Origin of the sequence: Hyphomicrobium sp. CS1BSMeth3, from assembly GCF_900117415.1 — a bacterium.
Lineage (GTDB): Bacteria > Pseudomonadota > Alphaproteobacteria > Rhizobiales > Hyphomicrobiaceae.
Window position 1 is genome coordinate 933239 of the sequence record NZ_FPEI01000006.1, and the last position, 23761, is coordinate 956999.

Below are 23761 nucleotides of genomic sequence, written 5' to 3' on the forward strand. Positions count from 1 at the left end.
CGTTCCCGCATAGCAAAATCCGTACCATTTTGCTCAAATGAATCAATGTACTTTGTGTGCTGAAACGGCAACTGCCGAGATGAGTGGTTAAATTAACCAAAGTTGTTCTCAGAATACTTGAGTATTGATCCGTGCTATCCTCGTCACATGCTCGTGGCGCACTCGCGACGCTTCGGCGAAAGAATTTTTTGAGCCCAATTCGGTGCCCAAGAGCCAAATGTGGCCATCACGTGGGCATTCGGCGATCTGCCACAGGATCGCCATAACCAAATCAGTCGGACCTCGGAGCTTGCGCCGTTGACCCGCGCGCAGAGCCGCCCCAGCATGGCCACGATTGGCGGGAGCTCCCGAGACTCTGGAGGAGGACACCGATGGATGAGGCCCGGATTCCGGTGCTGGTCGGCTGCGGTCAGATCACCCAGCGCGAGAAGGATCCAGAGCGCGCCCGATCGCCCATGGATCTGACAGCCGATGCGGCTCGGGCCGCTGCCGAGGATGCCGGCGTCGGGTCTGCGCTGCTTGCTGCGCTCGATACGGTCGTGATGATCCGCTCGTTCTCGGACACGAGCTGGCGCTTTGCCTCGCCCTTTGGCCGCTACAACAATCCGCCGCGCTCGCTCGCCAATCGGCTCGGTGCCACGTCGGCGAAGCGGCTCATCTACACCCATCCTGGCGGTAACATGCCGCAATGGTGCGTGAACCGTCTCTTCGAGATGGTCGTGCGCGGTGACGTCGAGGCGGCGTTGATTGCAGGTGGCGAGGCGCTCGCCACGCAGAAGGCCGCCGAGCGGGCGAAGCTGCAACTCGACTGGTCGGAGGATCCCGGTGGCGAACCCGAGATCTGGGGCGTCGCCAAGCGTGGATGGAGCGATATGGAGCAGCGCCACCGCATGGCCGGCGCGATCTTCGCCTATCCGCTCTTCGAGAACGGCATCCGTGGCCATCTAGGGCGCACGATCCCCGAGCACCTGGCTGCGATGGGCAAGCTGTTCGCGCACTTCGCGGCCGTCGCCAAAGCCAATCCGCTCGCCGATCGCCGTGCGGGCTACAGCGCCGAGGCCATCGCGACGGTCGGCGCCGACAATCCCTATATCGGCTTTCCCTATACGAAGCTCATGAACGCCAATGCCTACATCGATCAGGCGGCAGCGCTGGTGCTGACGTCGGTCGCCAAAGCCAAGGCGCTCGGCATTCCCGAGGAGAAATGGGTCTATCTGCACGGCTGCGCCGATGCGCACGATCACTGGTACATCTCGGACCGTCACAACTACTACTCATCGCCGGCCATGCGGACGGTTGCGCGCGAGACCTTCGAGATGGCGGAGATGTCGCTCGCCGACATCTCCCACATCGACCTCTACAGTTGCTTTCCCTCGGCGGTCGAAATCGCCTGCGCCGAGATGAGCATTCCGCTCGATGATCCCCGCGGGCTCACCATCACCGGCGGGCTCCCGTATTTCGGCGGCCCCGGCAACAACTACGTCACGCACTCCATTGCCGAGATGATGAGCCGCGTGCGCAGCAAGCCCGCCTCGTTCGGCCTCGTGACCGCGAATGGCAACTACGTCACGAAGCAGTCGGCCGGCATCTACTCGACGACGCCGGCCAGGAAGGTCTTCACGCCGCGCGATCCGATGCTCTATCAGGCGGAGATCGATGCGGACCACGGACCGGTCGTTGCCGAGGTGGCCGAGGGTCCCGCTGCGATCGAAACCTACACGGTCATGCACGATCGCAAGGGCCCGTCCTACAGCGTGCTTTTCGGCCGGCTCGGCGATGGGCGCCGCTTCATGGCCAATACGCCGGAGGACGCGACGCTCCTTGCCGACATGGCGACGCGCGACTATCTGGACGCGCGTGGTCGCGTGCAACATGCGGATGGCGTTAATATTTTCGTGCCGGATTGAAATCCGCATTCACGAACGGACATTCTTGACGCGGAAGTTCCGAGCAAACTGTGCGCCGCATGGTGGACTTCGGCCAATGCGCACCTATATACCGAAAGTCCAGAGGTGCGCCCGGATTCCGTCGGCGCGCCCCATGAGCCAGGGGAGGCAGAATGAGCAGTTTCAAACGTTGGGTTGGCAGGCTTAGCGTCATCGCGCTCGGAGCGGCGGTGGTGCTTGCGACCATGCCCACCGATGCGGACGCGCGGCGCGGTGGCGGCGGCTTCGGCAGCCGCGGCGCCAAGACCTACCAGGCGCCGCCGACGACCAATACGGCTCCGAACGCCGCAGCGCCGATCAACAAGTCCATCACCCAGCCGGGTACGCCCACGGCCGGCGCCAACCAGGCCATGCGTCCGGGCACTGCGGCCACGCAGCAGGCCTCGCGCTTTGGTGGCCTGAAGGGCCTTCTCATGGGCGGCCTCTTCGCAGCCGCGCTCGCCGGCATTTTCGGCATGGGTGCGCTCGCCTCGATCGCTGGCTTCCTGCTGCAGATGCTGCTGATCGGCGGCATCATCTACCTCGTCTTCCGTCTCTTCCGCGGCGGGTTCGGCGGCGCAAAGCCGGCCATGGCGACGGCCGGTGCCTCGCAGAATGCGTACAGCGGCCGCAACCCCGCGGACATTCTCAACCGCAGCGGCAGCGCCGGCAGCGGCCCCGTCGACGAGGTCAAGATCGGCCCTGCCGACTACGACGCCTTCGAGCGGATGCTCGGCGAAGTGCAGATGGCTTACGGCCGCAGCAACCTCGATGCGCTGGAGAAGCTCCTGACGCCGGAGATGCTCTCCTACTTCGCGGCCGAGCTCGACGATAACGCGAAGAAGGGCCTGCTCAACGTCGTCTCCGACGTGAAGCTCGAGCAGGGCGATCTCGCCGAGGCCTGGCGCGAGGAGCATGTCGAGTACGCGACCGTTGCGCTCCGCTACACGCTCATCGATGCGACCGTCGAGACGGCGAGCGGCCGCGTCGTCGAGGGCAGCCGCACCGAGCCGACCGAGCTCACGGAGATCTGGACGTTCGCCCGTCCGGTTCGCGGCACGGCGAGCCAGTGGGAGCTGTCGGCCATTCAGTCGACCTAAAGTGGACAGAACAGGCGCGCGAGGATCAGTTCTCGCGCGCTGTGGGTTTTTCGAGCGGCGTTCTCCGATCCTGGGGAGCGCCGCTCGTGCATTCAGGGCGCCGCATGGCACTCTGCCGAATATGAGGAAGACGCTGCGAGCCCGGGCCGCTAGAAAATGCGGCTGAGTGCCGGCGTTCCGCGCCGGACGATGGCAGGGAATTGAGTGCATGAAGAAGCCGCTGGAAGGCATTCTGGTCGTCTCGCTCGAGCAGGCCGTAGCCGCGCCCATGACGGGGCGGCGGCTCGCCGATGCGGGCGCGCGCGTGATCAAGCTCGAGCGGCCCGAAGGCGATTTCGCGCGCGGCTACGATCAGCTCGCCAAGGGCCAGAGCGTCTATTTCATCTGGCTCAATCGCGGCAAGGAGTCGGTCGTCGTTGATCTCGCCAATGCCGATGACAAGCGGCTCTTCGAGGCGCTGCTCGCCAAGGCCGACGTGTTCGTGCAGAACTTGAAGCCCGGCGCGCTGGCGAAGCTCGGCTATCCGATCGAGGACATCTGCGCACGCCATCCGCGCCTCGTCGCCTGCTCGATCTCGGGCTATGGCGACAGCGGGCCCTATGCCGATCGCAAGGCCTACGATCTGCTCATTCAAGCCGAGTCCGGTCTCGCCTCCGTCACAGGCAGCGCGCCCGAGCCCGCGCGCGTCGGCGTCTCCATTGTCGATGTCTCGACCGGATTGCACGCGTACGAGGCGATCCTCGAAGCGCTCCTGCGGCGCGCGACGACGGGCAAGGGCGCCGATATCCGCATCTCGATGTTCGACACGATGGCGGAGCTCATGAGCGTGCCGCTGCTGCAGGGCATTCATGGCGCGCCGCCGCATCGCATCGGCCTTTCGCACATCTCGCTCGCGCCCTACGGCGTGTTCACGACGCGCGACAGCGTGCCGATCCTCATCAGCATTCAGAATGATCGCGAGTGGCGGGCGCTCTGCACGAAGGTCTTCGAGCAGCCTGAGCACGGAACCGATCCGCGCTTTGCCACGTCGCCGGCGCGCATCGCGAATCGCCCGGAGACCGACGGGCTCGTCGCCGCATGGTTCGCCGCGCACGATGCGGAGCCTGCCATCGCGAAGCTCGATGCGGCGGACATCGCTTTCGGCCGCGTGAATGATGTCTTCGGCCTGCACGCGCATCCGCACCTGCGCATGATGACGGTCAAGACCGAGGCCGGGCCTGTCGCGCTCCCCGTGCCGCCGGCGAAGTGGATTGGCGAGGAGTTGCTGGCGGCCGAGAGCGTGCCGGCGCTTGGGGCGCACACGTGCGCCGTGCGCGAAGAGTTTCTGGGTTAGCTGCGGAGTGCCGCGGGCTGCTGGGGAGGGTGTTTCGCTTCCCGCCGCTGTGCTGTGCCCGCGGCAGTCGTGCAGACCGCGCTCGCTTGTGGCGCCCACTTCCCCTTCTCCCCGTCCTTCGTCGCGCTGGAAGCGCGCCTCTGGCGCGACGAGAAGGTCGGGATGAGGGGCGGCGCCGATTGCGGACGTCAGCGTATGCCGCTGCCCCTCACCCTAACCCTCTCCCCGCAAGGGCGGGGAGAGGGGATACTGGTGCGCTTGCGGTTCGCTCCAAATCCATAAAAGACGGGGGTTCGGGGGTGCCCCCCGAGCGGGTCATAGGGCGGCAGCCCTGTTCGCGCTGAAAGCGCGATTTCCTTACCGCTGACGACGCGGTTTTCCCGGAGCTTTGATCTCACCACGCTCGAACTGGTTCGGATCGAGGCCGATGAGCTCGAACGATCGCAGCATGTGCGGTGGCATTGGCGCGGTCACGTCGATGGGCGGCTTTCCCGCGCGCGGATGCGGCAGGACGAGACGGCGCGCATGGAGATGCAGCTTGGGCTCGAGCGCCTCCATGATCTGCGTGATGCCACCTTCGTATTTGTTGTCGCCGATGATGGGGTGGCCGATCATCGCCATGTGCGCGCGGAGCTGATGCTGGCGGCCGGTGACGGGCTTCAACGAAACCCACGCCGCACGATTGGCCACGCGATCGATGACCGAATAGTGCGTGGTCGCGTGCATGGCCGCATCCTGCTCGCCAGCCTCGGCCTTGCGCACGCGATCGCCGTCGGGGCCGGAAGCCTTCACAAGTGCCGCTTCGATCTTCCCTTGGCGCGGTGTCGGCAGGCCTTTGACGAGCGCCCAGTACGTCTTCGCCGCGGCGCGCGTCTGGAAGGTGCGGCCGAGCTTCGCCGCGATGTCGCGCTTCTTGGCGATGAGCAGTACGCCCGTCGTGTCGCGGTCGAGGCGGTGCACGAGGCGCGGACGGTCTCCGAAACGGTCGACCATGCCGGCGAGAATTCCGTCGATGTGCCGGCGCGTGCCTGTGCCGCCCTGCACGGCGATGCCGAACGGCTTGTTAAGCACGAGGATGTCGTCGTCCTCGAAGAGGATCGCACTCTCGATGAGATCGCGGTCGGCCTTGCTCGCGGGCGGGACGACCTTCGTTTCGCCGCTCGCGGCTTTCGGCGGCTGCCGCACGACGCGCGGCACGCGCACCTCTGCGCCGGCCTCGAGACGTGCATTGGCTTCGACGCGACGGCTGTCGACGCGGACCTGCCCGGAGCGCAGGAGCTTCTGCAGATAAACGTGCCCGACATCGGGAAAGTGGGCGCGGAACCAGCGGTCGAGGCGCATGCCCGCCTCGTCTCGCGTGACCTTGATAGTTTCGACGGCGCCGGTCATCGGAGCGCCCGCACGAGTGCCATGCCGGAGACGAGCGCGCCGACGGAGAGGATGACAGAAAGGGTCAGATACAAGGCGAGCGCGATGTGCTGACCGCGCTCGTAGAGGACCCATATGTCGAGCGAGAAGGCAGAGAAGGTCGTGAACCCGCCGAGGATGCCGGTGGCGAGGAACACGCGCCAAGTGTCCGCGCCGCTGCTGAAGGACATCAGGGCTTCGACGAGGGCGCCCATGAGCAGGCTGCCGAGGATGTTTACCGTAAACGTCGCCCAGGGGAAGCCGGGGCCGAACCACGCCAGAAAGGACACATTGATCAGGTGGCGGGCGCCGGCGCCAAGCGCGCCGCCGAACGCCGCGAGCAGCAGGTGCCGCATGGCGGGCTGGACCTCGTTTTCAAAGCATTGGCACCCTATTAGCCTGTTCGCACGGCCCTGTCGCGGGCGGCGGCAGGTGGGATACGGCGTTCTCGTCCATTCCTTAACTTGACTTGGGGGGCAGCGCCGGGGAATGTCCCCGGAAATTCAGAGGGGCGCGGGGCCGCGAGAGGCCGTGCGGGGCCCCGTGGCCGGGCGCTCGGGACACCAGCGTCGAGGTTAAGCGAGCTTTGGAAGCGGGATACTAGCCGAGATCATGGCGACCTATTTGGACTTCGAGAAGCCGATCGCCGAGCTCGAGAGCCGGGTGGCGGAGCTGCGCGCACTGACCCAGGACGACGAGAGCACAGGGCTCAGCGAGGAGATCAGCAAGCTCCAGGGGCGCGCTGCCCAGCTTCTCGCCGAGACGTACGGTGGTCTCAACCCTTGGCAGAAGACGACGGTCGCGCGCCATCCTGACCGGCCGCACTGCCTCGATTATATCGACCAGCTCATCGAGCGCTTCACGCCGCTGGCCGGCGATCGCTACTTCGCCGAGGATGCGGCGATCATGGGCGGCATCGGCACATTCCGTGGGCGCCCCGTCGTCGTTATCGGCCACGAGAAGGGCCACGACACGGAGACGCGTATCAAGCACAACTTCGGCATGGCGCGCCCCGAGGGTTACCGCAAGGCCGTCCGCCTCATGGATATGGCAGACCGCTTTGCCATGCCGGTCGTGACGCTCGTCGACACCGCGGGTGCTTATCCGGGCGTCGGTGCCGAGGAGCGCGGACAGGCAGAGGCCATCGCCCGCTCGACAGATCGCTGTCTCTCGCTCGGCGTGCCGATGGTGGCTGTCGTGATCGGCGAGGGCGGATCGGGTGGCGCGATTGCGATCGCGAGCGCTAACCGCATTCTCATGCTGGAGCACGCGGTCTATACGGTGGCCTCGCCGGAGGCGGCCGCGTCGATCCTGTGGCGCGACTCGACACGCGCGATCGATGCCGCGACCAGCATGAAGATCACCGCGCAAGATCTCTACGAGCTCGGCGTGATCGACGAGATCGTCGCCGAGCCGGTCGGCGGCGCGCACCGCGACAAGGAAGGTGCCGTGCGCCGCGCGGGCGACGCTATCGCCAAGGCGCTCGCCGCGTTCGACAAGATGTCTCCCGACGAAGTCCGCAAGCAGCGGCACGAGCGCTTCCTGAATATCGGGCGGAGTCTCTAGTTCTTGCCGCGGGCTGCTGGGAAGGGGTGCTATCGCATCCTTGCGTCGTGCTATGCCCGCGGCCGCCACAGCGAGAGGGCGCGTTTGGGGCACCCGCGAATAGAGACGGGAGGGTCTGGGAGGGTGTCCCTCCCAGCAGGGGTTCGGGGACCTGGTCCCCGTCGCGCTGAAGGCGCGAGCCTTCACGCCTCCGACTTGCCCGCCATCATGCGCAGCGGCGTGTAAATCAGCACCGTCTCGCCGCGCTGGTTCTTCACGGTGTTCCTCGTGCGCACGAGACCGCGACCACCTTTCGAGGCAGCGCGCTGCTCGATGACCTCGATTTCGCAATGGATGGTGTCGCCGGCGAAGGTCGGGCCTTTGACGTCGAGCTCCATGTGCAGGAAGGCGAGGCCTGTTCCCTGGATGGTGCCGAGCATGGTCATGCCCTCGGCGATCGCGTAGATGAGCGCGCCCGGCGCGACGCGGCCCTGAATGGCCGAGTGCTCCTTGACGAACTCCATGTCCGTGAAGAGCACCTCGAGAAAGCCCGTGCAGGAAATGAAATTGACGATGTCGGTCTCGGTGATCGTGCGGCCGAACGTCTTGTACTTCGCGCCGACCGGCATTTCCTGCCAGTAGAGCCCCTGTCCGAGCAGTTTCATGTTTCTTTCTCCCGTGCGCTTCCTGTGTGCGCTACTTGCCGCGCGGCGCGCCAAATCTCAAGCCGCACGCTCGGCGCGCATGACCTCTCCGCGATAGCTGAGGGCCTCCGCGACGTGCGGTCGGCCGACGCGCTCGGCGCCATCGAGGTCGGCGATCGTGCGCGCGACCTTGAGCGTGCGGTGAAAGCCGCGGGCGGAGAGACCCAGGGCGTCGGAGGCAGACCGGAGCAGGCTGAGGCCGCTCTCGTCCGGCATGGCGACGTCCTCGAGCAGGCGGCCCGAGCAGTCGGCGTTCGTGCGCACGCGCGCGGTGCCGGCAGCGGCAAAGCGGGCACGTTGCCGCGCGCGCGCCGCAGTGACCCGCGCGCGGACCTCGGCACTTCCCTCGCTCGGCGCCGGGAGGACGAGATCGGCGGCTGAGACAGGCGCCAGCTCGATCTGCATGTCGATGCGATCCAGAAAAGGGCCGGAGACGCGCGCCTGGTAGTCATCGGCGCAGCGCGGGCCGCGCTTGCACGTGGTGCCGGGGCCTCCGCCGCCGCACTTGCACGGGTTCATTGCCGCGATGAGCTGGAAGCGTGATGGGTATGTGATGCGGTGATTGGCGCGGGCGATGGCGGTCTCGCCGGTCTCCAGCGGCTGGCGCAGCGCATCGAGAACGTTCGGTTGAAACTCGGGTAGCTCGTCGAGGAAGAGAACGCCCAGATGCGCGAGCGAGACCTCACCCGGTCGCGCACGCATGCCGCCGCCGACGAGCGCAGCCATGCTCGCCGAATGGTGCGGGGCGCGGAACGGGCGCGTCTGTGCAATGCGACCCTCGCCAAGCTCGCCCGCGAGGCTCTTGATCATGGAGACCTCGAGCATTTCAGCAGGCTCGAGCGGTGGCAGGATCGAGGGGAGACGCGCGGCGAGCATCGACTTCCCCGATCCGGGTGGGCCGACCATCAGGAGATTATGCCCCCCAGCCGCGGCTATTTCGAGCGCGCGGCGTGCGCTCTCCTGGCCTTTGACATCGCTGAGATCCAACAAGGGCTCGGGGTCGGCGGGACCGCCCGGCTGTGGCCGCGCCATGACCTGCGTGCCTTTGAAGTGATTGACGAGAGAGAGAAGATGCGGCGGCGCGAGGATGGCCATGTCCTCGGCGGCCCATGCCGCCTCGGCGCCACAGGCGGCGGGACAGATGAGCCCCTTGCCGAGTGCATTGGCGCCGATCGCTGCGGGAAGCGCGCCCGGTACGGCGCGGATGGAGCCATCGAGCGCGAGTTCCCCGACAGCGGCATATCCCTCGATGGCATCGGGTGCGATGGCGCCGGTCGCGACCATCAGCGCCAGCGCTATGGCAAGGTCGAAGTGACTGCCTTCCTTGGGCAGATCCGCGGGCGCGAGATTGACCGTGATGTGCCTGAAGGGGAGCGCGAGGCCGACCGCGTGCAGGGCATTGCGGACACGCTCGCGACTCTCAGCCACGGCCTTGTCGGGCAGGCCGACGATCGCGAAGACGTGCCGGCCGCCGCTGATGCGAACCTGCACCTCGACGGGGCGCGCTTCGATACCGACAAACGCGAGCGTGGAAATCTGCCCGTACATGACCCCGCCCCGAATGCTGCGGCCCCGCCCCTGGAACAATATCCGGAAGCTAAAGCGCGCACGCACCCGAGGTCAAGAACAATATGAGAACAAATCCACCGCTAGCGCGGCCGCGCGCCCTCAGTAGCCTTCCTTGATCAGCGGGAAGGGGCTGTCGAAGCCGCGGCGTGAGAGAGGCGTCGCATGGGCCAGATAGCTGCGGTCGAGCTGACCGAAGCTCGTGACGCCGAGAAGCCCGAGCACGCGGCGGGTCTCGTCCTCCAGGAGCTCGAGCGCGCGCGTGAGCGCTTCCTCGCCACCAGCCGCGAGCGCGAGGCCCTGCAGGCGGCCGATGCCCACGATGTCGGCGCCGAGTGCGATCGCCTTCACGATGTCCGTGCCGCGGTAGATGCCGCCGTCGACGGCGATCTGGCATTTGCCCTTCACCGCATCGACGACCTCGGGGAGATCAGCGAGACTGCCGCGACCATGATCGAGCTGGCGGCCGCCGTGGTTCGAGACATAGACGACCTCGACACCATGATCGACCGCGATGCGTGCGTCCTCGGCCGTTGCAATGCCCTTGATGATCATCGGGATCGGACATTTCTTGCGAATGCGCGCGATATCGGCCCAGGTGAAAGCCTGCTGGAAAGGATCGCCCACACCCGAGCCGCCCGAGGCGCGGCGCGCCGTTGGCTTGTAGCGTTTCGCGATGTCGCGCTCGCGCCGCCCGTAGTAGTCGAGGTCGACCGTGACACAGAGGCCGGCATAGCCGTTCGCGACGGCAGCCGCGACGCGCTCGTCGACCCATGCAGCATCGCCGCGGATGTAGAGCTGGAAGAGCTTGGGGTAGGACGGCGCAGCCTTCGCGACCTCTTCGAGGCCCGGCTTGCAGACCGAGCTCAGCATGTGCAGCACGCCGAAGGCGGCCGCAGCTTTTGTCGGAGCGACGCCGCCCGGCGGGCAGAAATCCTGCAGCGAGCCGATCGGCGCGAGGATGACGGGGAGCTTCAGCGTGTGGCCGAGGAAGCGTGTCGAGAGATCGACCGTGCCGACATCGCGCAGCACGCGCGGCCGGAATGCGATCTCCTCGAGGGCGAGGCGGTTGCGCTCGAGCGTCGTCTCCGTGTCGGCGCCGCCCATGAGATAGTCCCAGGTCTCCTTCGAGAGCCGCTCGCGGGCCGGTGCGACCAGCTCGTGCAGGACTTCGATCGATGGCGTGCTCATGCTTCCTCCCCTCAGGACGATTGTTTGGTGCGGCACACGCTCGCGGGCGGCCCGGCGTCCGGTACTAGCTGGTTGATGCCGCTCGATCCAGTGGGCGCGATGGCAAGCCTGCCAGACGGAAAAAGCCGCACCAGGAGATCATCCTGATGCGGCTTTGAACGAAGCAGTCCGGTGCCGCGGCGAGCCGCGCCGGGCTGATCAATTCTTACTTCTTCTCAGGAGCCTTCTTCGGCGCCTTCTTGGTGGCCTTCTTCGCCGGCTTCTTCTTCGCGGGCTTCTTGTCCTGGACCGTGGTCACGTCGGACTGCGAGACGCCGGCGACCGACTTGAGGACAGGAGCAGACGCAGCCGGCAGCGCCGAAGCGATGGCGACGAGACCAGCCGTACCAAGAGCAGCAAGCAAACGGGTCATGTGATCCTCCAAAGGGAGCTCAGTGTGTGTGCGCGCATCCCCATGCGTGACCTAACCGCTCTACATGTGATCGCGTGGGCTCCGCAAGAAGAAATATAGGTAAATACTTGGACTGAACGCAGGAGATAATAAAAATGCATCGCAGAAATGCATATATTAAGCAAAATTCGGTGATGTTGTTGTCAAATATTCATTTTGGACGTGCGAATTGGGCTCAAAAATGAATGTCTATTTAGAATCGCAAGTAGTGCGGCGCTTGCGCACGCCCCTATGCGTCGGTCGTCAGCGGCCGCTTGGGATCATAGGGCTGCGTCGGCTGGCTGAGCACGGTGCCGCCGGACTGGCGCTCGAGCGTGAGCATGTGCCCCGCGCCCGGAAGAATGCGCGGCGACTGGCCGACATTGAGGATCGCAGCTTCCGGCACTTTTGCGCGTAGTGCCGTCAGGAGGTCCGCCCGCGCGCTTTCATCGAGGGCGGTCATGGCGTCGTCGAGAATGATCACATCGGGACGGTGCAGCAGCAGGCGCGCAATCGCGACGCGCTGGCGCTCGCCCGCGGAAAGCGACTGATCCCATCGGCCAGTATCGTCGAGCTTGTCGACAAGATGGCCAAGCCCGGCCGCGTCGAGCGCTGCAACGATCTCGCCATCTGCAAGCGGCTCGCCGGAAGCCGGATAGATCAGAGCCTCGCGCAGCGTCGCGAGCGGCAGATAGCCTTGCTGCGGGGCAATCATGATCCGCGCCTGCGTGCCGATGCGCACCGTGCCATGCCCTTCGCGCCAGAGACCGGCAATGGCGCGCACGATCGCGGTCTTGCCCGAGCTCGTGTCGCCGGAGATCGAGAGCGACGTTGCCGGCGGCACCATCAGGTCGGCGCGCGCGACGAGGGGGCGCCCGCTCGGATCATGGACGGCGAGGCCTTCGAGCACGAGGCCTTCACTCGGCGAGGGCGCGATCGCGATGCCGCGCCCGTCGGCATGGCGTCGATCGATGCCGTCGCAGGCGTCGACCATGTCCATGACGCGGCGTGCCGATGCGTACCACTCGGCAATGCGGTTAAAATTGTCGACGACCCAGGAGATGGCCATCTGCACCTGCGAGAAGGCGGCGGCGAGCTGTGTCACCTCGCCGAGCGTCAGCTCGCCCTGGAGATACTTCGGCGCGGCGAACAGCAAGGGCACGATCGGCGTCATCGGGCCGATGGAGTTCGTGATCCAGGTGAGGCGGCCGTGCTGTTGCACGATCCGCAGCCAGCGCTGAACGACCGTATCGTAGATGCGGGCCAGAATGCGCCGCTCGCTCTGCTCGCCGCCGAGCATGGCGATGCTTTCGGCGTTGTCGCGCAGGCGCATGAGCGCGAAGCGGAAATCACCCTCGGCCTCGTTCTTGCGCCCGACGTAGCCGACGAGCCGCCGGCCGATCCACATGGTGAGCAGCGAGCCGACGATGCCGTAGGCGAGGGCCAGCAGCACCATGTACGCGGGGATGGTGAAGCTGCTGCCGCCGAGCGTCAGCGTATAAGAGCCGCCGACGGACCACAGAATGGAGATGAAGGCCGCGGCCGAGATGATCGCCGTGACGAGGCCGATGCCGAGATCGACGAGCGGCTCGCTGGCCCAGCGCGAGTCGTCCGCGATGCGGTACTCGGGATTGGCGGGCTGCGTCCCGGTGTGCGCGAGATGATAGAAGCGCCGGCCGGCCAGCCAGCGCGAGACCACCTCGCCGACGATCCAGGCGCGCCAATGCACCTGAAGGCGCTCGCGCGTGAGGACGATGCCGACGCCGATCGCCGCCATTGCCGCGATGATGACGAGGAAGACCAGGACGGATTCCCAGAGCTCCAGGGCATTGCGCGCTTCGAGGGAGTCGAAGAACCAGCGCGTCCAGTGATTGAGTGCGACGGTCGCGGATGTGCTGAGAAGCAGGCAGACGGCGAGCGTGATCGTCAGTGTCCAGGCCTGGCGCGCGCCATCGCCCTTCCAGAAGCCGCCGGCGAAGCGCGCGAAGCGGCGGATCACGCGCCAGTCGAGGTCGAGGTTCGGCGCGCTTGCGGCAGGCGCAGGCTCGGATGCGTCGGGTGTCCCGGCGCCGGTGGCTGTCATCTGCGGAAATTCCGAGGGGGAATGACGAACGGGCGCGAGGACGCGTGCACCCAACTCCGCTTCGTGGGAACCGGCAGCCGACCCATGTGAGGCCTACGTGTCCTGATCTGAGCCCGGAATGCGGGCGCTCGAGTGCGCGGCGTGGTGCAATCGGTGCCCGTCGGAGGTTCACATGCCGCCTTCACGAGCTTGTGAAGTCTAACGGCCGACTTTGACAAAAGCGAGAGCGATGATTTTGCGATGCAACATAAGGTTCGAGGCGCCCGCTAGCGCTTCAGCGGAAGCGGACCGGGGCGATGTAGGAGAGGTCCGCCGTATCGATGCCGGGCGGCGGCGGGGGATACGTGGCGCGACGCGTTAGGAGCAGGGCAACCTCGTCCAACCGACGGTTACCGCTCGATTTGAAGATCTCGGCGCTCGCGAGCGTACCTTTGGCGTCGAGTACGAGCTTGATGAAGACCGTCCCCTTGAGCTTGGACGCTGAAACAATGGCCTTGGCGTCGCGCTGATCGACGGCGAGCAGTGCATCCTGGACAGCCAAGCCATAGGCCAAGCGTTTCCCTTGGGCCGCATTGGCGGCTGCTGCCTGCCGGGAATTCTCAGAGTCGTGGCCACTAGATACCTCTCCGCCCTCGGTTCGCGTGTCGGGAGCCTGCTGCGAGGTCTTCTTCTCGGCCGGGTTCTCTTCCTTTTTGGGCGTGTCCGGCTCCGGCGGGGGCTCGGCGGATGCAACCTTTGTCTCTTCGGGAGGCGGCGGCGGACTGGTCAGCCTCGGAGCTTCGTCTGGAACGGCTTCGGGCGCGGGTTGGGCTGGCGCGGCGACCTGCTCATCCGGGACAGCATCTTTTTCTGTGGCGCGCTCTTTGATCTCTTCAGGTCGGCGGGATTGCTCACGTTCAGCCACGGTATCGGCGACATCATCCCCTTGCTGCGGCGCCATGGGTGCCACGGCTGATTTGGCATTCACGTTGGCATTGGGATCGCGCGCATCGAGGGCCGACGCCGAGATGATCGAGACGCTGATGGCTTCCTGCCCGCTGCCACCGCCGCCGTACTCCGGTAGAGGCGCTGAGATGAGGGCCCCAAGCACGAACAGATGGGCGCCAACGGCCGCGAGCATCGAGGATGTATGGCGTGCCGAATGCCGCGCGGCGACGGGCGGCGCGGCTTCGGGATCCGCAGGGGCTAGCGGCGGCACCGCAGCGAGGGGGCCGTCGGCGGCGTCGGCTGCGGCCCCAGAAGCCTGATCCTCCGGCCGGAGCAGAAGCGGAGTAGCGGCCTCTCCGGACTCGGTCGGCACGTTTTCGGCACGCGTCGGCCGGTGCTCGCCGAGCGGCGGCAGCAGCGTCTGAGGGGCCTCGTCCGACATCTCGTGCAACCGTGCGCGAACCAACGTCTGCTCTCCACCACGTTCGGTGATGCCGATCAAGTGGCCGCGCAAGCCGACTCGGCACACGATGACGCGACGTGATCGGCATCGCCTTCCAGAGGCGTTGTCGCGCTGCCACACGTTCCGCCGAACTGATCTGCCGTGACTGTCTTCGGTTCATTGCCCACTTGCGGCGCCCGAAAGCCTGAGCGTAATACTATAACAGTAACGTTATAGCGTACTAGAGCTGATCAGGGAGCCGGGGCATGAAGTGGCTGGGGGATGCGGTACGGCAGGGATCTGTCGTGCTTCTGGGGGCAATTGCGGTCTTTCCGGACAGCGCCGCTGCGCAGGTCCAGCTTCCGGGGATCGTCGTGACGACACCGAGCCCGATACAGCGGCCGCGCCCAGCCCCTGCGCCGCGCCCTGCAACGGCGGCAGCGCCGACGGCACCGGAGGCACCGGCCGCGCCCCCGCCCGGCACGCTCGTCGTCGATGAGGACGCGTTCGTCCCGATCACGGTGATGAACACGCCGGAGATTACGCCACTCGCCGTCCAGAACATCGGCGATGTCACAGCCCAGCAGCCGGGCGTTGCCGCCACCACATTTGCACCCGGCGCGAGCCGCCCGATCATCCGCGGGCAGGACAGGGATCGCGTGCGCGTCCAGGAGAACGGCATCGGCTCGCATGACGTGTCGGCGCTCTCCGAAGACCATGCCGTGCCGATCGACCCCTTTGCCGCCGAGCGCATCGAGATCATTCGTGGGCCGGCGACCTTGCGCTATGGCTCGCAGGCCATTGGCGGCGTCGTCGACGTCTCGAACGGCCGCATTCCCGAGGCCATGCCGAAGGACGGCTTCAGCGCCGTCGTCAAAGGCGGCCTCAACTCGGTGGATAAGGGCCATGACGGCGGCTTCAAGGTCACGGCCGGCGCCGGCAACATCGTCCTCTACGCTGATGCCTTCCGCCGGCAGGCCGATGACTACAAGACACCACACGGCATTCAACCCAACTCCTTTGTCGAAAGCTCCGGCTATTCGCTCGGCGCTTCCATCGTGGGAGAGAGCGGCTTCATCGGCGTTTCCTATACGCGCTTCGACAGCTTTTACGGCATTCCGGGCAAGGAGGCCGAGGACCATCGCCCGCGCATCGATATGCACCAGGACAAACTGCAGTCGCGCGGCGAGTGGCGCGTGCGCGACTACGGCATCGAGACCATCCGCTTCTGGTTCGGCACGACCTGGTACAAGCACGACGAGATCGTCGCGCACGCCCACGACGATCATTTCCATGACGAGATCGAGAGCCGCTTCACCAACCGCCAGACCGAGGCCCGCCTCGAGGTGCAGCATCAGGCATGGCACGCGCCCATCGGCATTTTCCGCGGCGCTGTCGGCGTGCACTTCGACAAAAAGCGCGTCCGCGGCTTCATCTATGACGACCATCTCGCGGAAGAGATGGATGGCTTGATCGATCCTGCCGCGCGCGGAAGCAGCATTGCCGCCTTCTGGTTCGAGGAGCTCGAGCTCACGCGCCGCCTCAAGCTCCAGGCCGCGGCCCGCATCGAGAGCGTCAGGGTTCGCGGCACGGGTGTCGAGATCGAGGATCACGGCGATCACCAGCACTATCACGTCGAGGATCGCGCCCGCACATTCGCGCCCAAGAGCGCAAGTCTCGGCGTGCTCTATGAGCTCCCTCTCGGCGTGGTCGCACGTCTCTCGGGCCAGTACACCGAGCGCGCGCCCGCGCTCCCGGAGCTGTTCTCAAAGGGCCTGCACCATGCCATGGACACGTTCGAGATCGGCAATCCCAATCTGAAGATCGAAAAGGCCGAGACCATCGAGCTCGGCTTCAAGAAGGCGCGGGGCGCATTCCGCTTCGACGCGGCCGCCTTCCACACCCGCTATCGCAATTTCATCTTCAAGCGCTTCACGGGCCTTGCGTGCGACGGTACGCTCGCGACCTGCGGCGGCGATCACGACCATGAGGATGATCATGACGATCACGCCCATGCTGACGCCGATCAGGTGGTCTTCTCCCAGCGCGACGCGATCTTCAGTGGCGTCGAGCTGTCGGCGCAGTGGGATGCCTTCGCCTTCGCGCGCGGTGTGATCGGCTTCGAGGGGCAGTACGACTTCGTGAATGCGAAATTCGTCGGCGATGGCTATGTGCCACGCATTCCGCCGCATCGTCTCGGCGCCGGCATCTACTATCGGGATGCCAATTGGCTCGCGCGCGTCTTCGCACTTCATGCCTTCGATCAGAACAAGGTGGCCGGCGACGATGCCAAGGATACGCCGACGGACGGCTACACGCTGCTCAACGCCGATCTCTCCTATACGTTCGGCCTCGCGCCGGTGGACGGCCGCATATCGACGAGCATGACGATCGGGCTACGAGGCGAGAACCTGCTCGACCAGGACGTGCGCAATCACGTCTCCTTCAAGAAGGACGAGGTTCTGCAGCCCGGGCGGACGATCAGGCTCTACGGCGTGGTGAGATACAACTGAAGAAGGCACGCGGTCTGACAGCATTAAGAGGAACTTAATGGGTGCCCCATAGTCTAACGGTCGAATTGTTCATTTCGTCCGGGCGACCGGGATGCCATTGCAAACCTCTGGGATGCGTCAGTGCCGACATGTTTCAGCGGTTGCGCTTGCAGCCGCGATTGCCATCGGCTTGGCCGGATGCGCGGAGGAGCCGCCGCCCGAGCGGTACACGCAATCGGTCGAAGCTGAAGGCGAGCAGGGGGCCGTATCCCTCAAGGACACGTGGAGCAACGGCACGACAGTTCAGCGTGCTTCGCTCCCGCCGCCCACAGTGGTCTACACCTTCCGGCCGCAGACCCAGCCGCCCGTAGCCGAGCCCGTGCGGCCCCGCGTGGCAGCACCCGTTGCGCCGCGCGCGCCAGTGCCGCCGCCTGTTCCGAAGCAGAAGCCGGCGCCACCGGACCTCGCGATCTCGGCACCGCCGGTCGTGCCGCCGCGACCGCCGGCTGCTGCGCCGCAAGCACCCAAGGCGCTGACCGAGAGCGATCTCCAACAGGACACGACCCGCTGCGGCGTTGGCGTGGATTGCCTCGCCCTGCTGCGCGCGATGATTGCCGATCCCAAGCAGTCGTGGATGATGCGGGCGCCGACGCCGGCAGAGTTCGCGAACGGGACCCGCCTTTTCGCCTATCGCGCGCTGCGCAAGACGCTCGATTGCGGCAAGCTGCGCTTTGCGGGTGCCGAGCTCGAGTGGGCGATCGACACCTTCAGCCGGGACGTCGAGGGCATGGACGCTCCGCATCGCGCGCGCGTTGCAGCGCTCGCGAGGGAAGTCCGCGCCGAGCTCGAAGCCGAGATCAAGCAGCGCTGCTGAGAGCGAAGGACACTAGCGAGAGCCGCGTGCCGCAGCGGTCGTCAGCTCCGCTCGAGGAGCTCGATCGAAACGCCTTCGGGGCCGCGCAGGAACGCAATGCGCACGCCAGGGCGGATGTTGTTCGGCTCCATGGTGAACTCGGCGCCCTTCTTCTTCAGATCCGCGACGATGGCATCGATGCCTGTCACCTCGAGCCCGAAATGATCGAGCCCCTGGTAGGGCGTTTTGGGCGGAGAAGCGACGCCGTCACCGGGCGTCACGGGGGCAATGAACACGCTGCCGCCGCCGATCTTCAGGTCGATGCGCGTCTTGCCTTGCTGCACCGTGCGGATCACTTCGGCGCCGAACATGCGCTCATAGAAGGCCGCCGTCGCCTCGGGATCGGGGCTGCGCAGATGAATGTGGTCCCACTTGAATGTCGCCATGTCGTGCCTCCCGTGTGTGATGGTTCGTTCGGGAGAGCGTAGCGTGCGGTAGGGGGCGAGGCCAAGCGCCTCAACGGTCGAGCTGATCTGCAGGAACGATGCGCGGGCTTTCGCTTTCCGCGCCGATCCGGCGAAGGAAGGCCCCGGCAGCTCGGAAGGTGCCGCGCGACTGGGTGATGTCCCTCAGTTCACGCATGAGTGAGGAGAGCGCCGCCACCTCCTGCGCATCGAGCATGACGCTCGGCGCCAGCCGGCGTACCGGCGGCTGGGGATCATCGATTTCGCTCTCGTACATCGCTGCCACTCCTCTGGGCGGCGCGCCTCGGGCTCCACGGAAGGTCGTCGCTGCCTCATCCTTCGATGTTGAGACGCAGTGAACTGCGTGGAGGTTTCACGATTTTCCGGCTTTTCGGGCGCGCACGGAAAAATGAAGCGGCGCACCGATCAGGCGCGCCGCTCACAATTCAGGCTCCAGCCGTGTGGACTTTCAGCGGCCGAGAACTTCCATGCGAACCTGGGCGATGCCCTGGCCGTGCATGCCGATGACGCCGGCAGCTGCTTTCGACAGATCGATGATGCGCCCCCTGACGTAGGGCCCGCGGTCATTGATCTTGACCACCACCGAGCGGCCGTTGCCGGCATGCGTCACACGCACGCGGGTGCCGAAGGGCAGCGTCTTGTGCGCGGCCGTCATGGCATTCGGATTGAACCAGCCGCCGGAAGCCACGCGCTGGGGCTGCCAGTAGTACGAAGCAACGCCATGGTGACCACCGCCACCGCCGCCGCGGCCGCTTCTGCTCACGCCGACGTCATTGCCGAGGGACGCCACTCGCGTGCCCCGACGCGAGGAGGCCCGCCGCCGCTCGGAGCGGTCGACATCACGTACGCGGGCCGACCGGCTCTTGCGCAATGCTTTGCGCTCGGCGCGCTGGGGCTTGCGGATATCGGTGGCGCCGAGGTTGGAGCGACCGGAACGGCTCGATTGGCCGTCGCTGTAGCTGCTAGAGCTCACGAACTTGTAGACGGTATCTGCCGAAGCTGGCTGAGCCAGAGCGGCCACGGTCATGCCGACAGCAATCGGCAGAACTCGCAGGATACGCATGCAACCTCCAGATTTTGAAAGGCGACTGGGCTGCAGGATGCAGTCCCGTGGTGGAGGCTCAGCACGCGCATCGACACCTGAAGCCGGGGTAAGCCGAATGTCGGGCTACCGCGTTCTCATCGGACTTCGGTGTTGTGCTCCCTCGCTCGGACCGCCAGATGGTCCCCCGTCGCCGGCTGACAAACCGCAGCGTTGATCCCGCCGCGCTTCTGGCCCGGCCAGACAAGCAGGGGGAGGAGAGAGCGTCAACCACAACGTCTGAATTCGATTCATCAGGTGTTTGATTTTGGCCACAATTTCTGCGTCAGAAGGCCGCAATAGGAGGGGTCCGTTATTTTGAATGCGAGCATAAGCAACGGCTTAGCGTGTGGCTCGTGAGAACCACAACGGCAATGTGTCAGAAAAGTGGGCGCAATCAGGCGCTTCGCGCGGCCAGATGAAGCATCTCGCGGCGGAAGGTTCCGTGGCGATTGAAGTAGTACGGGATAGGTACGGAGGGGTCGTCGAGCGTGCGCTTTGAAATACGCTCAGCGAGGTCTTCCAGAATGACGCGCGTGATGGGCGGCAGATCGAGCTCGCGGCTCTCCGTCAGCGTCATCCAGACGAGGCCGGAAAGTTCGCCATCGTTGTGATCGGTGCTCTTGGTGATGGCAGAAGCCTCGACGCAGAAGAAGCGCGTATCGAAGCGGCGCGGCCGGCCCGGTGGCGTGATGGCGCGGGCGAGAAAAGTCAGCGGCGCGAGGTTGGGCGCGAAACCGTACGCTCGGAACTGGCGCCAGGTCTTGGCGGCAGGGCTCTCGAGAGAAGGGTTCTCGGACGGCGGCGCGATCTCCGCGGGCGCATCTGCTGCCGTGGCGCCGATGATGATGCCGGCTTCCTCGAAGGTCTCGCGGACGGCCGTCATGGCGAGGCCGCGGGCGCGGGCGGGACTGGGATGTCCCTTCATGTCGAGGAGAAGCTTCTCGGCCTCGCTCTGACGCAGCTCTCGCGCTGCCGTCATGATCTTGTCGTCGGCGTCGAGGCGCCCGCCCGGAAAGACGTACTTTCCGGGCATGAACTTGAGGTCGTCACGGCGCTTGCCGAGCAGAATGCGCGGGGCCGGTCCGTCGCTGTCGATGATGATGAGCGTCGCCGCGTCGCGGGGGCGAAGGACAGGAGTTGAGGATTTGGCGGCCGGCTTGGCGGCTTTTGCCGCGGCGCGCTCGGCAACCAGGGCCTTGAAAGACTCGTTCTCGCTCAACGCCGCCCCCCGGCATTGGCACTTTCACCAGCGGCAACCGGCGCCGGCTCCGGCGTATCCGCGACGCCGCCGAAGCCATGCATGCGCTTCGACCACTGCAGGCCGATGAGCGAACCCTTCACCGCAGGCAGCATCGTGAGACAGAGAAAGAGCGTCAGCGGCAGCCAGATGGCCATGTGAACCCACGTCTCGGGGGCCAGCCAGCGCTCGAGGATGAGGGCGCCTGCAACAACGATGTGCCCGACGATCGAGATCGTGAAGTAGGCCGGCGCATCATCGGCGCGCTGGTGGTGGAGCTCCTCGCCGCAATGATCGCACGTATCAGCAACCTTGAGGTAGGCTTTGAACATATGCCCCTCGCCGCAGGCCGGGCACTTGCCGATCAGACCGCGCCCCATGGCCTGCCACGTATCACGCGGCGCGAGCGGGTCGACTGCAGCATTCGAGGTGGGGAGATGGGTTTGGGTCATCGTCTTCGCCCTTCCAGGCGACCGGGCCTGCACCGCTGCCGGAATATTCAGCATGTCGCCGTTCGTGGAAATAATGCCTATGGGCGGCGAGGTCCATGGCGCAAACGGCATGGTGGGGTGCGTCACGAGCACACGTGCGGCCCCGCTCTATCGTGCTGTCAGCGGCGTCTATGACGGCGATTTCCCATGCGGGGACCGCGCCGGTGGGAGCCGCCGCCGCGCGCGGCATGACCCGGCATCGGTCCGGGCTCGGTGAGCATCTCGAAGCGCAGCGCGCCCGCCATGGGAATGGCCTCGACAAGGCGCACCTCGACCTGATCGCCGAGGCGGAAACCGCGCCCGCTGCGGTCGCCGATGAGCGCGTGCGCCTCCTCGGCATGGCGCCAGAATTCGCCGCCACCGAGGGTGGAGGCCGGGATGAAGCCGTCGGCGCCCGTATCCTTGAGGCGCACGAATAGTCCTGAACGCGTGACACCGGAGATGCGGCCGGCGAACTCGGCGTTCACCCGGTCCGCGAGGAAGGCACTGATCAGGCGATCGATGGTCTCGCGTTCGGCCACCATGGCGCGCCGCTCGGCTTCAGATATTGCCTTGGCCGTTTCTTTGAGCTCCGGCTTTTCCTCCGGCGCCATACCGCCGACGCCGAGCTTCATCGCCGCAATGAGCGAGCGGTGCACGAGCAGGTCGGCATAGCGACGGATCGGCGAGGTGAAGTGCGCATAGCGCAGCAGGTTCAAGCCGAAGTGGCCGAGGTTCGCCGTGTCGTACACGGCCTGGGCCTGCGAGCGCAGGATCACCTCGTTGACGAACTCCGCATAGGGCTGGTCCTTGGCGCGCGCGAGCACGCCATTGAAGTGCTTCGGGCGGATGTGGTCGCCCGGCGGCAGGCTGAGATCGAGGCCCTCGAGCAGCTCGCGCAGAGCCTTGAGCTTCTCGGTGCTCGGCCGGTCGTGCACACGATAGACGACGGGCGCGCGGGCCTGCTCCAGCGTCTCGGCGGCGGCGACGTTCGCCTGGATCATGAATTCTTCGATGAGGCGATGCGCGTCGAGCCGCTCGGGCACATGCACGCGGCGGACCATGCCATCCTCGCCGAGCTCGATCTTGCGCTCGGGAAGATCGAGATCGAGTGGCGCGCGCCGGTCGCGTGCGGCGGCAAGCGCAGCATAGGCGGCCCAGAGCGGTTTGAGCGCCTTCTCCAGCATAGGCGCGACGCGCGCGCTCGCGCTTCCGTCGATTGCCGCCTGCGCCTCCTGATAGGAGAGCCGCGCGGCTGAGCGCATGAGCGCGCGATGGAAAGTGTGGCGCCGCTTGTCGCCGTGACGGTCGAAGACCATGCGCGCCGCGAGACAGGGGCGCACCTCGCCCTCGCGCAGCGAGCAGAGGTCATTGGAGATGCGCTCCGGCAGCATCGGCACGACGCGGTCGGGAAAATAAACCGAGTTGCCGCGCGTCTTCGCCTCGCGATCGAGGCGCGAGCCTGGGCGCACGTAGTGCGCGACGTCGGCAATGGCGACGGTGACGATGAAACCGCCCTCGTTGGCCGGATCGGCATCGGGCTCGGCGAGCACGGCGTCGTCGTGGTCGCGCGCATCGACCGGATCGATGGTCACGAGCGGCAACTGAGTGAGATCGAGGCGGCCGTGCGTCTCGATTTCCGGGAGATCTTCCGCTTCGGCCAGCACAGGATCGGGGAAGCCGTCCGGCAAACCGTGAGTGTGGATGGCAATGAGGCTGATGCGGCGCTGGTCCTGCGGATTGCCGAGCCGCTCGGCGACGCGCGCCTCTGGCACGCCTTCGCGATGCCGGCGCACGATGTCGAAGCGCACGAGCTCACCGTCATCGGCATCGCTCTCATTGCCGGCGCGGACCGGCCACTCCTTGAGATCTTTGCGGTCGATCGGATCGATCATGCCGCCGCCACCGCGCTTCGAGGCACGGAAAATGCCGAGCAGGCGCTTTCTTTCGCGCGGCAGACGCTTGATGGGCTCGGCTTCGTGCGCATAGCCGAAGGGATCGGTATCGCGGACGCGGGCAATGCGCGCGAGAATGCGGTCGCCGATCGCGAGTGCGCCGTCGCCATCCGGGCCGATGCCGCGGCGCGCGGCCTGCACGAGGATCTTCGGCCGCTCGCCTTCGGAGGCCTCCCAGTTCGTCGGCACGGCGATGAGCTCGCCTTCGTCATCGCGCGCGATGATCTCGAGCACGCCGACGGGCGGGAGCTTGCCGCGCGGTTTGACGGCCTTGCGGTTGCCGACGATTGCCCCTTGTGTCGCCAGCTCCGAGAGGAGCGCCTTCAGAGCGATGCGATCCTCGCCGCGGATGTTGAAGGCGCGGGCGATCTCGCGCTTCCCGACCTTCTCCGTGGTGCTGGACAGATACTCGAGCAACTGCTCGCGTGTCGGCAATGGCGCCTTCTTGCGCTCTGAATGCGGCTTGCCCGACCGGCTCGGCCGATCGGGCTTCTCGCGGCGCTTCTGCTTCTTCGGCACGCGCGCTCTTTCA

20 protein-coding genes are annotated in these 23761 nt (G+C 66.1%); 6 read left to right on the forward strand and 14 right to left on the reverse strand.

The genetic code is table 11. The features are described 5' to 3' along the window. Nucleotides 1–371: 371 nt before the first annotated feature. From CS1BSM3_RS19480 to CS1BSM3_RS19490, 3 genes are all read left to right on the forward strand, one after another. Complete coding sequence (locus tag CS1BSM3_RS19480) at nucleotides 372–1907, forward strand: acetyl-CoA acetyltransferase (RefSeq protein ID WP_072389710.1); 1536 nt, start codon at nucleotides 372–374, stop codon at nucleotides 1905–1907. Nucleotides 1908–2059: 152 nt separating this feature from the next. Continuing rightward, entirely contained in the window at nucleotides 2060–3025 is a 966-nt protein-coding gene (locus CS1BSM3_RS19485) for a Tim44 domain-containing protein (protein ID WP_072389713.1), read from the forward strand. A gap of 208 nt (nucleotides 3026–3233) precedes the next feature. Continuing rightward, on the forward strand, nucleotides 3234–4358 hold the full coding sequence (locus tag CS1BSM3_RS19490) for a CaiB/BaiF CoA transferase family protein (RefSeq protein ID WP_072389716.1): 1125 nt from the start codon (nucleotides 3234–3236) through the stop codon (nucleotides 4356–4358). Between the two features lie 357 nt (nucleotides 4359–4715). On the opposite strand, the gene CS1BSM3_RS19500 is transcribed toward CS1BSM3_RS19490, so the two are convergent. Together CS1BSM3_RS19500 and crcB are read right to left on the reverse strand one after the other, a co-directional pair. Further along, nucleotides 4716–5747, reverse strand: coding sequence for an RluA family pseudouridine synthase (locus CS1BSM3_RS19500; RefSeq protein ID WP_072389722.1), 1032 nt, complete (start codon nucleotides 5745–5747; stop codon nucleotides 4716–4718). Next, on the reverse strand, nucleotides 5744–6121 hold the full coding sequence (gene crcB / locus CS1BSM3_RS19505; RefSeq protein WP_072389724.1) for a fluoride efflux transporter CrcB: 378 nt from the start codon (nucleotides 6119–6121) through the stop codon (nucleotides 5744–5746). Before crcB ends, CS1BSM3_RS19500 begins: the two co-directional genes overlap by 4 nt. 256 nt (nucleotides 6122–6377) lie before the next feature. On the opposite strand from crcB, the gene CS1BSM3_RS19510 reads away from it, so the two are divergent. Then, nucleotides 6378–7331, forward strand: coding sequence for an acetyl-CoA carboxylase carboxyltransferase subunit alpha (locus tag CS1BSM3_RS19510; protein WP_072389727.1), 954 nt, complete (start codon nucleotides 6378–6380; stop codon nucleotides 7329–7331). Between the two features lie 182 nt (nucleotides 7332–7513). Here CS1BSM3_RS19510 and CS1BSM3_RS19515 read toward each other — a convergent pair whose 3' ends face one another. The 6 genes from CS1BSM3_RS19515 to CS1BSM3_RS19540 form a co-directional block, all read right to left on the reverse strand. Beyond that, a complete protein-coding gene (locus CS1BSM3_RS19515) occupies nucleotides 7514–7975 on the reverse strand; it encodes a MaoC family dehydratase (protein WP_072389730.1) in 462 nt (153 codons plus the stop codon). 57 nt (nucleotides 7976–8032) lie between these two features. Next, complete coding sequence (locus CS1BSM3_RS19520) at nucleotides 8033–9562, reverse strand: YifB family Mg chelatase-like AAA ATPase (RefSeq protein ID WP_072389733.1); 1530 nt, start codon at nucleotides 9560–9562, stop codon at nucleotides 8033–8035. A 120-nt stretch (nucleotides 9563–9682) separates the two neighbouring features. After that, nucleotides 9683–10771 carry an alpha-hydroxy acid oxidase gene (locus CS1BSM3_RS19525; RefSeq protein WP_072389735.1) on the reverse strand — a complete coding sequence of 363 codons (1089 nt, stop codon included), beginning with the start codon at nucleotides 10769–10771 and terminating at the stop codon, nucleotides 9683–9685. A 205-nt stretch (nucleotides 10772–10976) separates the two neighbouring features. Then, complete coding sequence (locus tag CS1BSM3_RS19530; RefSeq protein ID WP_072389738.1) at nucleotides 10977–11183, reverse strand: hypothetical protein; 207 nt, start codon at nucleotides 11181–11183, stop codon at nucleotides 10977–10979. A gap of 268 nt (nucleotides 11184–11451) precedes the next feature. Next, nucleotides 11452–13284: an ABC transporter ATP-binding protein/permease gene (locus tag CS1BSM3_RS19535; RefSeq protein WP_072389741.1), complete on the reverse strand. Its 1833-nt coding sequence runs from the start codon at nucleotides 13282–13284 to the stop codon at nucleotides 11452–11454. A 274-nt stretch (nucleotides 13285–13558) separates the two neighbouring features. Beyond that, on the reverse strand, nucleotides 13559–14677 hold the full coding sequence (locus CS1BSM3_RS19540; protein ID WP_174263736.1) for an energy transducer TonB: 1119 nt from the start codon (nucleotides 14675–14677) through the stop codon (nucleotides 13559–13561). Between the two features lie 242 nt (nucleotides 14678–14919). Here CS1BSM3_RS19540 and CS1BSM3_RS19545 point away from each other — a divergent pair, with 242 nt between their 5' ends. Together CS1BSM3_RS19545 and CS1BSM3_RS19550 are read left to right on the forward strand one after the other, a co-directional pair. Further along, nucleotides 14920–17166: a TonB-dependent receptor gene (locus CS1BSM3_RS19545; RefSeq protein WP_072389747.1), complete on the forward strand. Its 2247-nt coding sequence runs from the start codon at nucleotides 14920–14922 to the stop codon at nucleotides 17164–17166. 112 nt (nucleotides 17167–17278) lie between these two features. Next, nucleotides 17279–18019 (forward strand): hypothetical protein, encoded by a 741-nt coding sequence (locus CS1BSM3_RS19550; protein WP_072389750.1) that lies wholly within the window; start codon nucleotides 17279–17281, stop codon nucleotides 18017–18019. 41 nt (nucleotides 18020–18060) lie between these two features. Here CS1BSM3_RS19550 and CS1BSM3_RS19555 read toward each other — a convergent pair whose 3' ends face one another. The 6 genes from CS1BSM3_RS19555 to rnr form a co-directional block, all read right to left on the reverse strand. Further along, the gene (locus tag CS1BSM3_RS19555; protein WP_072389753.1) at nucleotides 18061–18444 is read right to left on the reverse strand and encodes a VOC family protein; all 384 of its coding nucleotides are present in this window, start codon (nucleotides 18442–18444) and stop codon (nucleotides 18061–18063) included. A 70-nt stretch (nucleotides 18445–18514) separates the two neighbouring features. Continuing rightward, nucleotides 18515–18739 (reverse strand): hypothetical protein, encoded by a 225-nt coding sequence (locus tag CS1BSM3_RS19560; RefSeq protein WP_072389756.1) that lies wholly within the window; start codon nucleotides 18737–18739, stop codon nucleotides 18515–18517. A 192-nt stretch (nucleotides 18740–18931) separates the two neighbouring features. Then, nucleotides 18932–19546: a septal ring lytic transglycosylase RlpA family protein gene (locus tag CS1BSM3_RS27800; RefSeq protein WP_083528741.1), complete on the reverse strand. Its 615-nt coding sequence runs from the start codon at nucleotides 19544–19546 to the stop codon at nucleotides 18932–18934. A gap of 415 nt (nucleotides 19547–19961) precedes the next feature. Beyond that, nucleotides 19962–20786 carry an NUDIX hydrolase gene (locus CS1BSM3_RS19570; protein WP_083528742.1) on the reverse strand — a complete coding sequence of 275 codons (825 nt, stop codon included), beginning with the start codon at nucleotides 20784–20786 and terminating at the stop codon, nucleotides 19962–19964. Then, nucleotides 20783–21256, reverse strand: coding sequence for a DUF983 domain-containing protein (locus CS1BSM3_RS19575; RefSeq protein ID WP_072394098.1), 474 nt, complete (start codon nucleotides 21254–21256; stop codon nucleotides 20783–20785). The genes CS1BSM3_RS19570 and CS1BSM3_RS19575 overlap by 4 nt, the downstream gene beginning before the upstream one ends. 158 nt (nucleotides 21257–21414) lie before the next feature. Then, complete coding sequence (gene rnr / locus CS1BSM3_RS19580; protein ID WP_244540568.1) at nucleotides 21415–23748, reverse strand: ribonuclease R; 2334 nt, start codon at nucleotides 23746–23748, stop codon at nucleotides 21415–21417. Nucleotides 23749–23761: the final 13 nt, after the last annotated feature.

What these genes read in the sequence shown, in the direction of transcription:
- CS1BSM3_RS19480 (WP_072389710.1), top strand. Translation starts at nt 372, where the DNA reads ATGGATGAGGCCCGGATTCCGGTGCTGGTCGGCTGCGGTCAGATCACC.
- CS1BSM3_RS19485 (WP_072389713.1), top strand. Translation starts at nt 2,060, where the DNA reads ATGAGCAGTTTCAAACGTTGGGTTGGCAGGCTTAGCGTCATCGCGCTC.
- CS1BSM3_RS19490 (WP_072389716.1), top strand. Translation starts at nt 3,234, where the DNA reads ATGAAGAAGCCGCTGGAAGGCATTCTGGTCGTCTCGCTCGAGCAGGCC.
- CS1BSM3_RS19500 (WP_072389722.1), bottom strand. Translation starts at nt 5,747, where the DNA reads ATGACCGGCGCCGTCGAAACTATCAAGGTCACGCGAGACGAGGCGGGC.
- crcB (WP_072389724.1), bottom strand. Translation starts at nt 6,121, where the DNA reads ATGCGGCACCTGCTGCTCGCGGCGTTCGGCGGCGCGCTTGGCGCCGGC.
- CS1BSM3_RS19510 (WP_072389727.1), top strand. Translation starts at nt 6,378, where the DNA reads ATGGCGACCTATTTGGACTTCGAGAAGCCGATCGCCGAGCTCGAGAGC.
- CS1BSM3_RS19515 (WP_072389730.1), bottom strand. Translation starts at nt 7,975, where the DNA reads ATGAAACTGCTCGGACAGGGGCTCTACTGGCAGGAAATGCCGGTCGGC.
- CS1BSM3_RS19520 (WP_072389733.1), bottom strand. Translation starts at nt 9,562, where the DNA reads ATGTACGGGCAGATTTCCACGCTCGCGTTTGTCGGTATCGAAGCGCGC.
- CS1BSM3_RS19525 (WP_072389735.1), bottom strand. Translation starts at nt 10,771, where the DNA reads ATGAGCACGCCATCGATCGAAGTCCTGCACGAGCTGGTCGCACCGGCC.
- CS1BSM3_RS19530 (WP_072389738.1), bottom strand. Translation starts at nt 11,183, where the DNA reads ATGACCCGTTTGCTTGCTGCTCTTGGTACGGCTGGTCTCGTCGCCATC.
- CS1BSM3_RS19535 (WP_072389741.1), bottom strand. Translation starts at nt 13,284, where the DNA reads ATGACAGCCACCGGCGCCGGGACACCCGACGCATCCGAGCCTGCGCCT.
- CS1BSM3_RS19545 (WP_072389747.1), top strand. Translation starts at nt 14,920, where the DNA reads ATGAAGTGGCTGGGGGATGCGGTACGGCAGGGATCTGTCGTGCTTCTG.
- CS1BSM3_RS19550 (WP_072389750.1), top strand. Translation starts at nt 17,279, where the DNA reads ATGCGTCAGTGCCGACATGTTTCAGCGGTTGCGCTTGCAGCCGCGATT.
- CS1BSM3_RS19555 (WP_072389753.1), bottom strand. Translation starts at nt 18,444, where the DNA reads ATGGCGACATTCAAGTGGGACCACATTCATCTGCGCAGCCCCGATCCC.
- CS1BSM3_RS19560 (WP_072389756.1), bottom strand. Translation starts at nt 18,739, where the DNA reads ATGTACGAGAGCGAAATCGATGATCCCCAGCCGCCGGTACGCCGGCTG.
- CS1BSM3_RS27800 (WP_083528741.1), bottom strand. Translation starts at nt 19,546, where the DNA reads ATGCGTATCCTGCGAGTTCTGCCGATTGCTGTCGGCATGACCGTGGCC.
- CS1BSM3_RS19575 (WP_072394098.1), bottom strand. Translation starts at nt 21,256, where the DNA reads ATGACCCAAACCCATCTCCCCACCTCGAATGCTGCAGTCGACCCGCTC.